Origin of the sequence: Neisseria sp. HMSC064D07 (assembly GCF_001837185.1) — a bacterium.
GTDB lineage: Bacteria > Pseudomonadota > Gammaproteobacteria > Burkholderiales > Neisseriaceae > Neisseria > Neisseria flavescens_C.
The window spans coordinates 90,364-105,086 of the sequence record NZ_KV831677.1 but is presented as its reverse complement, the minus strand read 5'-3'; the positions used below and the strand labels follow the sequence as shown (position 1 = coordinate 105,086).

17 protein-coding genes and 1 pseudogene are annotated in these 14,723 nt (G+C 48.2%); 12 read left to right on the top strand and 6 right to left on the bottom strand.

Going from position 1 to position 14,723, the window contains the following annotated elements; genetic code table 11:
* Positions 1–29 precede the first annotated feature (29 nt).
* The 8 genes from HMPREF2608_RS04650 (at position 30) to HMPREF2608_RS04615 (ending at position 4,822) form a co-directional block, all read left to right on the top strand.
* Complete coding sequence (locus HMPREF2608_RS04650; RefSeq protein ID WP_049344708.1) at positions 30–260, top strand: helix-turn-helix transcriptional regulator; 231 nt, start codon at positions 30–32, stop codon at positions 258–260.
* Positions 261–384: 124 nt separating this feature from the next.
* Positions 385–642 (top strand): helix-turn-helix domain-containing protein, encoded by a 258-nt coding sequence (locus HMPREF2608_RS04645; RefSeq protein WP_070826145.1) that lies wholly within the window; start codon positions 385–387, stop codon positions 640–642.
* Positions 643–924: 282 nt separating this feature from the next.
* Complete coding sequence (locus HMPREF2608_RS04640) at positions 925–1,251, top strand: hypothetical protein (RefSeq protein WP_070826144.1); 327 nt, start codon at positions 925–927, stop codon at positions 1,249–1,251.
* Positions 1,211–1,435, top strand: coding sequence for a hypothetical protein (locus tag HMPREF2608_RS04635; protein WP_070826143.1), 225 nt, complete (start codon positions 1,211–1,213; stop codon positions 1,433–1,435). The genes HMPREF2608_RS04640 and HMPREF2608_RS04635 overlap by 41 nt, the downstream gene beginning before the upstream one ends.
* A 144-nt stretch (positions 1,436–1,579) precedes the next feature.
* A complete protein-coding gene (locus tag HMPREF2608_RS04630; protein WP_070826142.1) occupies positions 1,580–1,795 on the top strand; it encodes a PTS sugar transporter subunit IID in 216 nt (71 codons plus the stop codon).
* Entirely contained in the window at positions 1,792–1,977 is a 186-nt protein-coding gene (locus tag HMPREF2608_RS04625) for a polyribonucleotide nucleotidyltransferase (RefSeq protein ID WP_070440650.1), read from the top strand. Before HMPREF2608_RS04630 ends, HMPREF2608_RS04625 begins: the two co-directional genes overlap by 4 nt.
* A complete protein-coding gene (locus HMPREF2608_RS04620) occupies positions 1,974–3,089 on the top strand; it encodes a DUF7146 domain-containing protein (RefSeq protein WP_070826141.1) in 1,116 nt (371 codons plus the stop codon). The genes HMPREF2608_RS04625 and HMPREF2608_RS04620 overlap by 4 nt, the downstream gene beginning before the upstream one ends.
* Positions 3,086–4,822, top strand: coding sequence for a DUF927 domain-containing protein (locus HMPREF2608_RS04615; RefSeq protein WP_070826140.1), 1,737 nt, complete (start codon positions 3,086–3,088; stop codon positions 4,820–4,822). The genes HMPREF2608_RS04620 and HMPREF2608_RS04615 overlap by 4 nt, the downstream gene beginning before the upstream one ends.
* A gap of 1,174 nt (positions 4,823–5,996) precedes the next feature.
* Here the strand turns inward: HMPREF2608_RS04615 and HMPREF2608_RS04610 are convergent.
* From HMPREF2608_RS04610 to hda, 4 genes are all read right to left on the bottom strand, one after another.
* Positions 5,997–6,782 carry an endonuclease/exonuclease/phosphatase family protein gene (locus HMPREF2608_RS04610; protein ID WP_070584190.1) on the bottom strand — a complete coding sequence of 262 codons (786 nt, stop codon included), beginning with the start codon at positions 6,780–6,782 and terminating at the stop codon, positions 5,997–5,999.
* 157 nt (positions 6,783–6,939) lie between these two features.
* A complete protein-coding gene (locus tag HMPREF2608_RS04605) occupies positions 6,940–7,254 on the bottom strand; it encodes a TonB family protein (RefSeq protein WP_070826139.1) in 315 nt (104 codons plus the stop codon).
* 59 nt (positions 7,255–7,313) lie between these two features.
* Positions 7,314–7,982: a histidinol-phosphatase gene (locus tag HMPREF2608_RS04600; protein WP_070826138.1), complete on the bottom strand. Its 669-nt coding sequence runs from the start codon at positions 7,980–7,982 to the stop codon at positions 7,314–7,316.
* Positions 7,979–8,647: a DnaA regulatory inactivator Hda gene (hda, locus tag HMPREF2608_RS04595; protein WP_070826137.1), complete on the bottom strand. Its 669-nt coding sequence runs from the start codon at positions 8,645–8,647 to the stop codon at positions 7,979–7,981. Before hda ends, HMPREF2608_RS04600 begins: the two co-directional genes overlap by 4 nt.
* Before the next feature lie 229 nt (positions 8,648–8,876).
* Here hda and HMPREF2608_RS04590 point away from each other — a divergent pair, with 229 nt between their 5' ends.
* From HMPREF2608_RS04590 to HMPREF2608_RS04575, 4 genes and pseudogenes are all read left to right on the top strand, one after another.
* Positions 8,877–9,515, top strand: coding sequence for a DedA family protein (locus tag HMPREF2608_RS04590; RefSeq protein WP_070826136.1), 639 nt, complete (start codon positions 8,877–8,879; stop codon positions 9,513–9,515).
* 46 nt (positions 9,516–9,561) lie between these two features.
* A pseudogene (locus HMPREF2608_RS04585) lies at positions 9,562–10,997 on the top strand (MBOAT family protein).
* 10 nt (positions 10,998–11,007) lie between these two features.
* Complete coding sequence (gene patB, locus HMPREF2608_RS04580; protein WP_070826135.1) at positions 11,008–12,036, top strand: peptidoglycan O-acetyltransferase PatB; 1,029 nt, start codon at positions 11,008–11,010, stop codon at positions 12,034–12,036.
* Complete coding sequence (locus tag HMPREF2608_RS04575) at positions 12,033–13,145, top strand: SGNH/GDSL hydrolase family protein (protein ID WP_070826134.1); 1,113 nt, start codon at positions 12,033–12,035, stop codon at positions 13,143–13,145. The genes patB and HMPREF2608_RS04575 overlap by 4 nt, the downstream gene beginning before the upstream one ends.
* Before the next feature lie 108 nt (positions 13,146–13,253).
* Here the strand turns inward: HMPREF2608_RS04575 and HMPREF2608_RS04570 are convergent, their stop codons facing one another.
* Entirely contained in the window at positions 13,254–13,844 is a 591-nt protein-coding gene (locus HMPREF2608_RS04570; RefSeq protein WP_070826133.1) for a LemA family protein, read from the bottom strand.
* Positions 13,845–13,985: 141 nt separating this feature from the next.
* The coding region (locus tag HMPREF2608_RS04565; protein ID WP_070826132.1) for a metallophosphoesterase at positions 13,986–14,723 on the bottom strand (738 nt) is incomplete at its 5' end.

Below are 14,723 nucleotides of genomic sequence, written 5' to 3'. Positions count from 1 at the left end.
AGGCGTGATTAACCAAACGGAGGCAATAAATGCACATTATCAATATCGACAGCTTACCTGATACCGCGCAATTAACTATTGCAGAACTTGAGACCAGCCAAGCGAAAGGACGGCGCGGAATCACTCGCTTGAGCAGCAGCCAAATTAGACGACTGGAGGCAGCAGGACAATTCCCGCAATCACGCCAAATCACAGGCACGCGCAGCCGCTTTTATGTAGCAGGAGAAGTGAAGAAATGGCTTACAGAACAGGCAAGCTAATGAAAGGAGAACAGGAGTTTTCGTAACAGTACGCGCCCGCGCGCGCGATTGTAACTCAAGACCTGATTTTTAAAAAATAAAACCGCCTGAACGGACATTCAGACGGCAGAAAGAAGAGTAGATTATGAAATTTGATTGTATCAATAACAAGCCCAAAACGCCAAGCCAAAGAGAGCGAGTTTTAGCCCGATTGAGAAAAGGGAGCGTTACATCATGGGAGCTTTCCCAAATGGGCATACTTGGCTATAACTCACGCATTATGGAGCTTCGCAGAGCGGGGCATGAAATCATAACCGTGATGGAAGATGTAAAAAACCAATTTGGGGAGACCGTGAAACGCGGGCGGTTTTCTTTGCTGGTGTCGGAAAGGAGCAAGTCATAACGCCATCTAACCCCGTAAAAAACCATTTGACAGATTGAGCTTTGAGAAGCAGAATTAAGTTTCTCTCTCAAATCGTATAGCCCAAATCAGCAGGGCAACGCTGATTTTTTATCGCCATTTTCTCTTATGGCGTTTGAAGCCTATTCACAGGCTTTGGACGGCATATCAAAGTTTATGGCGGTGTGTGGTAACGGTAACGTCCACGCCTGACTATACGCAGGAGAGAGCACCGCCCCCTATTTTGGGCATTTCTCAAATCTCGAACGTATAGGAGCATTTCAAATGCAATCTTCCATTTCTACCCAAATCCAAACCATTCAAAATCAAGCCCAAACGGTAACTATCCCCTTAGAGCTGGCAAACCGCATTATGGACGCGCTGTACTACGGCGGCGAATTTATCGCCAATACGGGTGCAATCATCGACACCATTTGCGACAACATGGCCGCCCATCCCGTCCACAACACCCCCATAAGTGCGATCAGAAGCACGGCACGCCTTGCTACAGTCATTCAAACCCTAGTCCCCCATGCGGAAAACTTGGAATCTTTCGATTTGTCATCCGAGCTTGAGGGATATATTCAAAACCGACCCCATCCCGCGCCCTGACGATTCAGACAGCGGCGGCTACATCTGCAACCAATGCACCCCCAAAGGCGGCAGCGGTTTTGACCTGCTGGCGCTGGTGTTTGGTTACAGCTTTACGGAATCTGTAAATCAGGTTCCCGCCCTGCTGGAGCTTTCAGACGACCTGAAAGAATGGGCTGCTTACAGCGTAACCAAAGCAGATTAAGCCCACCTATTCCCTGAAATTTACCCGCCTTTATGCCGCCTATTTCAGACGGCATAGGGCAAACTTCGCCCTAGTGTTTTCATAACTAATTGATTTTATTAGATTCATGTTTTGAAACACTGGAGGCAGAGCAAAGGATAAACCATGAAACAGACCAATAAATCCGACCGTTTCCGCCGGTATTTAAACCGCGCTTTGCTGGTGTTTTGGGTGTTGCTTTTGGCTTTGGTAGTCCGAGCCTGTAACCAGCCCGCCCACGCTGACACGGAGCAACTAGAGCAGGAAACGCCTGCAATATGGGAAACCGACCCGACCGCCGGAATTGTTTTAGAACCAGTATCAGAGGAGGTAGAGCAATGAAAACCATCATGGATAAGCTGGCAAACCAACTAAACAGCAAAGAAAAGGCAATCGCAGCGGTGGACGTTGTAAGCACCATCTTGCTGATTGTGAATGACGGAGCAAGCCAAAAAGAGGCGATTCATACTGTATCAGTCATAGCCCGCGAAGCTATGGACAGATTCGAGGAGGTAGGAAAATGAAACCAACATACAAAGAAATCAGAGCAGCCGCGCAATACCGCTGGCCGGAAATTCACGCCGCTATCGGCATAGACCCGCGATACCTGAAAAACAAACACCAGCCCTGCCCCGCGTGTAATGATGGGCATAACCGCTTCAGATATGACGACAAGGACGGAAACGGCACATTTTTTTGCACACATTGGAAAGATGGGAGTAGAGAGGGCGGCGGAAACGGTTTTGGGCTGGTTATGCACTTTCTGAATTGTAATTTTGACGAGGCATTACGCACCGTTGCAGGCGTTTTAGGCATGGACAATACAAACCCTTTGCCGATACCGCCAACATGCCCACGAGCGCAACCACGCCCCGAAAAAGACCAAATCGAGAAGCTGGCCGCATTGTGGAAAAGCACAGAACCTATCCGCCCCGATTCCCCTGTTATCCAGTATTTGAAATCACGCGGTTTGGATATGGCGCATTTGCCCGAAAACGTCCGTTTCCTACCTGAAAAAGACTATTGGACAACAGGCGAAAATAAGCCGCTTTTGCTTGGCAGTTTCCCCTGTATGGTTTGCGCTATCCGCGACATGGACGAAGAGCTGCAAGGCTTACACCTGACCTATTTGCAGGCGAGCTATGACAAGCCATGCGGGGAGGACGGACTACACGCCCCACGCTATCAGAAACTGGCAATCAAACACCCTGGAACGGGCGAAACATTACCGGCCAAGAAAATGAGAAGCCGCAAGAAAGGCAGCATATCGGGGCAAGCCGTCCACTTGTTCCCGATTCCTGAAAATGGCCGTCTTGTCATTGCAGAGGGCATAGAAACCGCCCTTGCCGCCCGTGAATTATGCAAGGCTTACGATTGGGGCTTATGCGCGGCCTTGAGCGCAAACAGCTTGGCAAATTTTCAGTTTTTGAACGGTATAAAAGAAATTGCAATTATTGCCGATAACGACACGCCCCGCCCCGTTGGTTACAGAGCCGCTTATGACTTGGCAATGCGAGCCATTAAGCAGGGGATCAAGGCGAGCATATGGCAAAGCAAAACAGCAGGCTATGACGCACTGGACGAACTGAACGAGAAGAAGCAATCAGACAATCATTTCGGAGGACAGACAGCATGAAAAATACCGAAACAGCGAAGCAGGAAAGCCCCAACGACTACAACCTTGAGAATATCGAGCCATTCCGCCCACACCCACGCTTTGAAACCGATAATCGGGGCGTATGGTGGATAAACGTTAGAACCGACAAGGACGGCGATATTATCGAAGCAGAGCCGCTATTGCTTTCCGACCCTATCGACATCATCGGCACAGGGCAAGACAATGACGGGGCGTATTATCGGATTATCAAGTTTAAAGACAAAATCACACGCCGGCATAAGACCGCCGCCCTGCCACAAGCAGAAATTGCCGGTGGGAAATGCTGGGAGCGTTTGGGGTTTTACGGCTTATTCATTGAGAGCAACCCAACAAAAAGGCGAAAACTGGCAGACTATTTGCAGAAAGAGGGAAGCCCGACAGCCTTTACCATTACCGACCGCGCAGGCTGGCACGAAGACAGCTACATTATGCCCAGTGGGGAAACCATCACAGCGACCGACAAAGACCCCGCCATTATCTACAACGGCGACACCAGCCAAGCAAAGGCATATCAACCAAACGGAGAGCTTACCGACTGGCAACAAAACATAGCCCGATATGCAGTAGGAAATAGCCGTTTGTGCCTTGCTTTGGGAGCTTCATTTGCCGCCCCGTTGCTTTCCCTGTTAAACGAAGAATCGGGGGGCTTCCACTTGATGGGCGATTCTTCAGACGGCAAAACCACAGCCGCAAAAGCAGCCTTGAGCGTATGGGGCAAACCATCAGGCAGCCTGTTGTCTTGGAGCGGTACGAAAATAGGCTTTTCCAACACAGCCGCCGCCCGTAATGATGGCTTGCTGGTGTTGGACGAAATAGGACAGGCAAGCCCGCACGTTATCGGCGATACTGTTTATAGCGTTATGAACGGTATCAACAAAGTGCAAGGCGCAAAACAAGGCGGAAACCGCGCTTTAAGCCGCTGGAAAGTGATGATGTTTTCCACTGGCGAAAAGACCCCCGATTCCATCTTGAAGCACCATAAGGGTGATTGGAACGCAGGACAAGCCGCCCGCCTGCCTAGTATCAGAGCCGCCGCGCAATACGGCATTTATGACACATTGCACGGATTTGAAGATGGCGCATTGTTGAGCGAACATATCGCCCAATCAGCCGAAAAATATCACGGAACGGCAGGGAGACTATTTATCCAACAGCTTTTAGACGACCTAGAACAAGCCAAACAGCAGGCAACGGAGCGCATGGCCGCATTTATGGCAACCATTCCCGAATTATCAGGACAGGCGCGAAGAGTAGCGAAACGCTTTGCTATCGCCGCCGCCGCTTTGGAACTTGCCGCCCCTGTTACCGGCTTGCCCGTAGGTGTAGGCATGGCAGGCGTGAAAAAATGCTTTGATGAATGGCTGGAAGCCAACGGAGCAGGAAAACACGAAGACCGCCGAATCATTGAGCAGGCAGAAGATTTTATCGCCCAGCACGCGTTAGGCACGCGGTTTATGGAATGGAGCGATAAAAGCACCAATAAAGACCATGCAGGATATAGGAAACAGGAGGGGGAAAAATTGGAATTATGGGTAATCCGCCGTGTCTTTGCCGATGAAATCGCCCAAAGTTTCGATGAATCAAAAGTCTGCCGTGTATTGGCAGATAATGGATTATTGAAATATAACCACAAAAACAGAGGCTATCAACACCAGCGGAAAGGTAACGGCTGGTTTCATGTGCTGACCCCAGATATGGAACTGGACGACTGACCGTTTGCATGGGGTTAATTCCAAAATACTAACCAAGCCCGCCATGACCAACACAGGCGGGTTTTTTTGCGCCCAAACATCAAACAGACCAACCAAGAAAGCATAAAATCAACAGAAAGCCCCTAAATCTCAAAAATTAGAGCCATTCACACCCTACCCTATACCTACCCCTACCCAAAAGCAAAACGCGCTTACAGCGCAATTACGCCCTATTTCCGCCATGACCAACAAAACCAGACGAGAGATAAATAATTTCGACACCAATACGCGCGCGCGTAATAATGCAGCCCTTGAATTTTTGGAGCCCATAAAAAGGAAAGGAGACCGAAACGCGCGAAAAGATAAAACCATATGCGCGAGGCAAAATCACTTGTTACCTTTGTTACCACAAAACTTAACATTTATAACTATATGAATATAAATATAAAAACACAGAAAAAACGGTAACAAATGAACATAAATTTACTTGTTACCGATTTGTTACCACTTGTTACCCTTTTATATTCAAATGGTTACGCTTAAAAAATAGGAGCGGTAACAAATGGTAACAAGGTAAAGATATGTGTCTTGTTACCACGAAAGCCACGAATAGCAAGCCTTTCAGCCATTGGTAACAAGGTAACAAACGATTTTTGCGTTTTTTTGTATATATACGCTTTCTTGTTTGGGCGCATGACTGACAGAGCCGATACAAACAAAAGCCGACCGAAAGGCAATATCGGACGGCTGGAAGAAGAAAGCAGAGAACACCCCGCAAGCGCGGATAATTTCCAGTGTTACAATTCAACCATGTTTACAGCTTGGCAGAAATGCCGCAAAATATTTTTGCCCCTGCCACCCAAACAGCTTAAACTGGCAATCTGACAAGGGGTAAATAGTGCCAAAAAAATGCCCCTACCTTAAAGTTTTGGGGTAACTTTTGGGGTAACTTTTACCACAAACAAGAACATGATTATATTTAAATCAATAAGTTAAGTTCAAAGTACGATTGACCCCGCCTCCACCAGATTTGAAGCGCAAACTTTTGATATAAAAAGGTTTGCGCTTTTTTATAAACTTAAACAGGCCGTCTGAAACTTTTCAGACGGCCTGTTTTTATATCAAATATCTGAATAAAAAACTTTTTCTTTCGATACATTGCCAATAGTGCTTTGCTTTAAAAAAGATTTCAGCCTTACATTTTTCTATCGGATTTCATATTCATTTTACGATGCGGCCTAACCGTTACACTCAATGGCAGATGATCTGACAAATGTTGCCAGTCTTTACTGTTGTGAATTTCAGAATCGATGACATCAAGATTGCGCGTATAAATGCGGTCGAGGCTGAGGATGGGCAGGCGCGAAGGGAAGGTTTTGGGGCGTTTGCCTGTATTATCGACAAATACTTCGTTCAAATCTAATGCCCTGCCCAGCTCACGCGCTGATTTCTGCCGCCAGTCATTGAAATCGCCGGCGATAATCAACGGGCTTTCTGGACGAATATATCGGCCAACGTAGTCGCTAATGGCTCGGTATTGTTTGAGGCGGTCCGGCTCGCGCAGATTGAGGTGGACACACAAACACACCAACGGATCTTCCCAACCTTCGGGCACGACTTCGCAATGCAACAGACCGCGTTGTTCAAGTTTGTTAACACTGATGTTGAGGTTGTTTTCCGTTTTCAGCGGCAGGCGGCTGAGAATGGCGTTGCCGTGGTGTCGTTTGGGATAGACAGCATTTTTGCCGTAGCTGCGATGATAATCGAGGCTGTCGCCGATGATGTCGTAATGCGGCGCATCGGGGAAGTCGGTACGGCGGCTTCTATTGAGATGTTGTCCTTGGACTTCTTGTAAAAACAAAACATCCGAACCCAATGCACCCAGCGCGTCAGCCATGCGGTTGACCTGCACTTTGCGGTTGAGCGCAGACATGCCTTTGTGCATATTGTAGGAAGTAATGGTAACTGGACGGGGAGACATGATGTGTGATGAAGCGGTTTATTTGTTTCAGTATAACACCGGAGCGTGTGGTTTTACGGCAATTTTGGTTATACTTGTTTAAAGAATAAAACGGCGTTTTGACAGGGAATTTCCCAATCAAAACGCCTTTTGTTTTTCAGACGGCCTTGCGTCCGAATCAGTTGTTAATTACTTCAACATTGGTCTCAAAAGTAACGGTATGTTGGTATTTAGATGCGGTTTTGCGTTTCGGATAAGGATATTTGGAAACGCTTTTCACTGCGCGTTCGTCCATTTCAGGATTGCCGCTGGATTGAATGATATTCACGCGGTCGACATTACCGGCAGGAGTTGTGAAAACATCCATCAAAACGGTTTTAACGCTGCCGTTTTGCGCTTTCATGGCTTCCAGAGTTTCGGTATCGGCTACTTGTGCAGTACCGAATACAGCGGCAAACAACAGGGCTGAGGCGAGGAGTTTAGTCGTTTTCATGTTTTAGTCCTTATTAGGGTTGTGGTTAGGTTAAATATTTCAGACGGCCTAATTCGTCGTTATTTGAAATTCAAAATCGGCCAACCTTTTGCTTTGGCTTCTTTTTCCAGCTCGGCATCCGGATTGACGGCGACAGGTTCGTTCACGATACGCAGCAACGGCAAATCGTTTTTGGAGTCGCTGTAAAAATAAACCTTACCGTAGCTTTCAAAGGTCTCGCCGCGCTCGGCAAGCCATTGGTTCAATCGGGTAATTTTGCCTTCTTTCAGGCTCGGCGTACCGACATAGTTGCCGGTATATCGGCCGTCTTCACCGGTTTCAAGCTGTGTGCCGATAACGTTGTGAATACCGAAAAGATGACAGATAGGGGTAATGATGAATTCGTTGGTCGAAGAAATAACCAACATTTCGTCGCCCGCCATTTGATGGCTTTGCACCAGCATACGCTGCATCGGAGAAATATGCGGAACAATATATTCGGCCATAAACTCGCGATGAAACTCAGCCAATTCTTCCTTGCTGAAACGGGCTAAAGGCGCGAGATGGAATTTGAGGAAGGCATCGATATCAAGACAACCGTTTTGATAGTCTTGGTAGAACTTTTCATTTTGCGCCTCGGTTTCAGCCGCATCGACTATGCCTTTTTTAATTAGGTATTGCGGCCAGGAGTGATCCGAATCGGTATTGATCAAGGTATTGTCGAGGTCGAAAATGGCAAGGTTTTTCATTGGGTTTCCTGTTGTTTTAAAAGCTGGCGCAAAAGCGGCAAAGTAATGCGCTTGCCCATCATAACGGCGTAGTTGTCGAGGGTATCGAGCATTTGCATCAAACTGTCCATATCGCGCCGCCAATGGTTCAGCAGGTATTCGAAGATTTCCGGATCGATGGTTACCTGACGGGCAGCGGCCATGCTGACGAGCGCATTGATTTTTTCCCGGTCGGTCAGCGGTTTGACTTCGTAAACCAAGCAATACGCCATGCGTGTGCGCAGGTCTTCGCGGATAACGAGTTGTTGTGGCGTATATTCAGAACTCAAAAGCAAAAAGCCTTTGCCGCTGTTGCGGAAGCGGTTGAAGATGGCAAATAGTAAAGCCTGTTCTTCATTATTAAGCTTTTCGATTTGGTCAATGGCAAGATATTCCGCATCCAATGCGGCTTCTGTCAGCGGCGTGGCGGCGGCATCAATATAGAGGGCATTTCGTCCGGCATCGAGCGCCTGTGCGACCCATGCCTGTAAGAGATGGCTTTTGCCTGCGCCCTCTTCGCCCCAAACATAGATAAATTGCCCATGCTTATGCTGCAACACATACACCAGCTCGGCATTTTCTGTTCCCAGAAATTTGTCGAAGCCTGGATAATCATGGCTGGCAAAATCGAAGATGAGCTGGTTCACAAAGGCGCACCGGTTAGGTTGAAATCGGCTTCATTTTACGTTGTTTTGCCGTCCATCATCAAGGATGAAGGCCGTCTGAAGCCTATACCTGCAACATATCTGCACTTCTAAACATATCTTGACACGCTCACGGCATTGGTTTTATTCCGCTTTGGTTTTACAATGTCGAACTTCTCGCCGAAACATTTGTCTGTTCTTTTTCAGACGGCCTTTTTATTTGGGAACCCTAGTGATTTCTACCATTATCGATTTCATCCTCCATATCGACCAACACCTTGTCCACCTTTCCGCCCAATACGGCCCGTGGATTTACGCGATTTTGTTTGTTGTTATTTTCTGCGAAACCGGTTTGGTCGTAACGCCATTTTTACCCGGCGACTCGCTGCTGTTTGCTGCCGGCGGTATTGCTGCCATCGGCGGCATGAATATCCACGTCATGGTATTGCTGCTCTTAGCAGCCGCCATTTTAGGCGATGCGGCCAACTTTATGATTGGCAAGTATTTTGGACAAAAACTGTTTGCCAACCCGGATTCCAAAATTTTCCGACGTTCGTATTTAGAAAAAACCCATGCGTTCTATGAAAAACACGGCGGCAAAACCATCATCATTGCGCGCTTTGTGCCGATTGTGCGGACGTTTGCGCCATTTGTCGCAGGTATGGGCGATATGCACTACGGGACGTTTATCCGTTACAACATTATCGGCGCAGTGTTGTGGGTATTGTCGTTTTCCTATGCAGGCTACTTCTTCGCTAATATCCCCGTCGTCCAAAACAATCTGGGCTTAGTCATGGCGGCAATCATCGTGATTTCGATTTTACCTGCGGTAGTCGAAGTCGTCCGCGCCAAACTTAACGCCAAAAAATAACAATCAATCGAAAAGTTTGAAAGTTTAAACACATCAAGGAATTGTCATGCCGTTGCTGTCTATTGAGTTTGCGGTATTCTTTATCGTATTTTTGCCAGTGTACTGGGCATTTGCACGTTTGCCGCAAGTTCAAAACGTTTTACTTTTGGTTGCCGGGCTGGGCTGGCTTTACCGTATCGACCCTATTTTTGCTGCGCTGATTTTGGTTTACTCGTCTGTGGTTTACCTGATCAGCGTGCTGATGTTTTCTGAAAACGAGAATATCCGCAAATTTTGGCTGGGCTGCGGTATTTCAGCGGCATTGACTGTTTTGTGTTTCTTCAAATATTTCGACTTTTTCCGCCCGATTATTCAGCAATATACGGGGCAAAGCGCCGTCATCGACATCCTTTTGCCTCTGGGCTTGTCTTATTACACTTTCCAATCGCTGGCTTACTTGGTGTATTGCTACCGCGAGCCTAAGGGAGACCGTTTTGAATGGCACGAGCTCCTACTGCATCTGAGCTTCTTCCCCACCATCACATCCGGCCCGATTATCCGCGCAGCCGCTTTTAAAAGCATAGACGGAGAACAAGCAGGCGCATTGGCGCAAATCCGCACCAAACAGGCACGCCAACTGATTTATCCGGCGTTGGCGGTCGGCCTGATTGTATTGGGCATTGCTAAAAATGGTGGCTTGCCGGCGTATTGGCGGAAGGCTGGGTATCACCTGTTTTTGAAAATCCGGCCCAGTTCGACGGCTGGGGCGTGTTGTCTGCGATTTATGGCTACACCTTCCAACTCTTTTTCGACTTTTCCGGCTATTCGGATTTGGTCATCGGCTTGGCCATGCTGCTCGGCTTCCAGCTGCCGAAAAACTTTGCCGCGCCGCTTCGCGCCATCAACATCCGCGACTTCTGGGACAGATGGCACATCAGCCTGTCTACTTGGATTCGCGACTATATCTATATCCCTTTGGGCGGCAGCAAAAAAGGCTTCGGACGCACCCAGCTCAATCTGATGATTGCCATGTTGCTTTCCGGCATTTGGCATGGCTACGGCTGGAGCTTTTTGATTTGGGGCGCGCTGCACGGTGCGGCTTTGGTATTGCTTAACTGCGGCGACAAAATCGTCGGCCGCAATGCCTTAGGCCGTCTGAAAATCGGCAAACCGCTCGCCTGGCTGTTTACCTTCCATTTCGTTTGTTTCGCTTTTGTCGTGTTCAACAGCGCAACGCTTGCCGATACGGAAATGCTGTTCAGCGCATTATTTGCCAATGACAAAGGTTGGAATGCGCCTCTGCCGACCGACCTCATGTTGCTGGGTGCATTTGCGATGATGCTTTTGCTGTACCCGTATTTGCTTCGCCTATTTGAAGCATCGGTAAAAGGCTTGGACAAACTGCCTGCATGGCTGTGGTTTATCCCCATCACGCTTATCCTCGCCCTGATTATCGTCTTCGCCCCGTCCGGCATTCCCGGCTTTATTTACGCCAACTTCTAAGGAGTAGAACATGAAACGCTTTATCTCCTTGTTTGTTTCTATTCTGCTTAGCGCGGTTGCGCTGACGTGGTTTGCCCAAAACTCCATCAATGCCTATTGGCAGCAGACCTATCATGAGAACAGTCCGCTTGAGCCTTTATCCGAATACGCTTGGTGGCGTATCGGTGCGGATTGGCAACAAAAAGCCTACGAATTTTCAGACGGCCTGAAAGCTTCACTGGAAACGGAAGACGCTTTGGCTTCGGAAGACTCTGGCATTGAAACAACAAGGCCGTCTGAAAATACGGAAAATATTGAAACATCGGACAATCAAAAAGACTCTGCTGCTTCTGATGCGACTAACAATACAGATACCACAGCCAGCGAGCCAAGCAATCAGGATGATCAGTCGGCAACGCAGGTTGTATTGAAAAAAGGCAACAAAGTTTTCTTTGCCGGAGACTCGCTGATGCAGGGTGTTGCACCTTTCGTACAAAAACACCTCAAGCAAGAATATGGCGTACAATCGGTCAACCTCAGCAAACAAAGCACCGGTTTGTCCTACCCCAATTTCTTCGACTGGCCGAAAACCATCGAACAAACTTTGCAAAAAGAACCCGACATCCGCGTTTTGGTTGTATTCTTAGGCCCTAACGACCCTTGGGATTTCCCGATGGGTAAAAAATACCTGAAGTTCGCCTCCCCCGAATGGGAGGCAGAATATCTCAACCGCGTCCGCCGTATTCTTGATGCAGCCTCCACACATGATGTCCAAGTCATTTGGCTGGGCATTCCTTACATGAAAAAAGCCAAGCTCAACGAACAGATGCGCTACCTCGACAAAATCCTGTCGGGTACGGTGTCGCCTCAAGCCATTTGGCTGCCGACCGACAAACTGTTGAGCAATGGCGCAGAAGAATATGCCGACTCTGTCAAAGTAAACGGAAAAATCATCCGTTACCGCAGCAAGGACGGCATTCACTTTTCCGCAGAAGGCCAAAAACTACTGGCCGGAAAAATTATGGAAAAAATTAATTTTACACACGATACACAACCATGAAATTTAATAAAACCTTACTCCTCACGCTTCTCGCACTCCCTATTACCGCCTGCGCAACCAATGACGGCCTGTTAAGCAACTACGGCTCCAACCACCCTGCCTGGCTGAACAAACTGCAACAGCTCAACCATACTTCAGACGGCAAATTCCGCATTATCCAAGTCGGCGACTCCCACACCGCCGGCGACTATTTCACCGACCGCCTGCGCCGCCGTTTACAACAACAATGGGGCAACGGCGGCATCGGTTGGGTTTATCCCAACACCGTCAAAGGCCAGCGCATGGCAACCGTCCGTTACAACGGCAGCGGTTGGAACACCATCAGCAGCCGCAAATCACACAGCGATTTTTCTTTCGGCGGTATTGAAGCACGCGCCGATGGCGGCAGCGTTACCTTAAGCGCAGCCGACGGCAGCATGGATATGCAACAAATCTCCATTTTCGGCAAACCGGTTTGGTCAGAGCAAACCCTGACCGTCAACGGCCGCGAAATTCCTGCCACACAAAACGGTTGGCAACTGCTGCGTACCAATGCTTCCCTGCCGATGACCCTCAGCAGCGGCATGCCTTGGCAAATCGGTTTCATTAATATCGAACGCCCCGGACGTGGCGTAACCGTTTCCGCCATGGGCATCAACGGTGCACAGTTATCCCAATGGTCAAAATGGCGGCCGGGTATGTGGGAAGATTTGGCACAAACCAAAGCCGATTTAATCATCCTTGCCTACGGTACCAATGAAGCCTTTTCCGGCAATCTCGATATTTCCTCTACCGAACGGACATGGCGCAATTACATCCGTCAAATCAAAAACACCCTGCCTAACGCAGGTATCCTGATCCTCGGCGCTCCGGAATCTTTAAAAACCGCCTACGGCAGCTGCGGCAACCGTCCTGTCTTGCTCAGCGAAGTACAACAAATGCAGCAACGTGTTGCCCGTGACGAAAAAATCATGTTTTGGTCTTGGCAGGATGCGATGGGCGGAGCATGCAGTATGAAAAACTGGATGGCTCAAGGCTTGGCAGCCAAAGACGGTGTTCACTTCTCTGCACAAGGTTACGAAACTGCAGCCGATAAGCTTGCCGACAGCCTGATCCGCTTTGCTCAATAAATTGGCCAAAGCCTAAGTACTTTTCATTAACAGTACACAAAAGGCCGTCTGAAATTAATATTTCAGACGGCCTTTTGTTTATCGCTTATTCAGCAAACTGCTTAATTTTTAAGCCAACATATTGCTGCTCATTCGTTGCGTTTGGTTTTCCGTAAAACGAACCAATCTTGCCTGCTTGTCAAAGCCTAATGGCTTGGCGACAAGGCGGTTGGGCAGCTTGTTTAAATGATGGTTGTAGCTTCCGGCTCTGCGGTTGTAAGTGCGACGTGCCGATGCGACTTCTGCCTCTGCTGCATCCAGCATTTCCATCAAACCAGCCAATTGCTCATCAGGATACTGTTTCAAAAGGCCGTTTACAGCAGTTTGCAATTTTTTCAGCGCATAATTCAATGCTGTTTCGGCTTCACACAGATGTTTGATTTTGGATTCGGAAAATGTTTTGGCAGTTTGCGCCAATGCGGTTTCGACTTCAGCACACATCTGCTGAACGTTGTGATCCGATGCAATACCCTGCTCTTGCAGGTGTTGGCTGTATACATCCAATACATGACGGACGGCCTGATGTCGACAGTCGAGCGCAATGCGCAAAGAGACAAAGGATTCGCGACAGTCTTTTTTGCGGTCTTTCAACTGTTGTTTGAAATACAATAAGACGGCGGCGATTGATACGAAGATAAGTGCAAGACTAATAATGCCCATAGTGAGTTCCCTAGTTATGATGCCACTCATATCGGTGGCTGATTTTATTAACATCGATTATAACCTAATTCAATATTTTTTCCCAATTTTCATAAAAAAGGCCGTCTGAAATTCAGACGGCCTGAAGTTTATATTTCTATTTCAATGCTTTGACTTGATGTCAATAACCCACACTTCTGATTGCGAACCCAAACGCAGGGGAATGCCCCAGAAGCCGTAGCCCGAAGTAGTGAAGAAATGGCCGTTGCCGATCGCCTCATAACCGTAAGCAAGACGATAAAGCGTACGGACGATAAGGTTGGCAGGTGCAACTTGGCCGTTGTGGACATGGCCGGAAACCTGCACATCAATCGGCAGCCGGGCATGGGTTTCGATTGAAGTAGGACGGTGATCCATCAATAAAACCGGTAATCGGGTATTTTGACCTTCCAAAAGCTGCTCCGCACTGGGGCGCTTGCGATCCAAATCATCGCTCCGCCCCACCAGCAACACACCATTCACTTCCAAAACCTGATTGGCCAAAACCGTCAAACCTGCCGCTTCCAATTCATGCTTGATACGCTTCTGATCGCGGAACCAGTCATGATTGCCCAAAGTGGCATAAACGCCTATCGGCGCAGTCAGCTTCTGCAAATGCGGTTTCATGTTTTCTTTAAGGTAGGCATCAACGGTATCGTCCATCAAATCCCCCGGCAGCAACACCATGTCGACTTTTTCCCGCTTCATGATGTCCGTTAGCTTGTCCAATTGACGCGCGCCAAACAAAATCCCCAAGTGCAAATCGCTAGCCACGCCAATACGCAGCGGCTTGTCCATTTTCTTATTGATGAAGACGGTTTGATAGCGGACAACGGGCGTATAGGCGTTATACATCCCAAA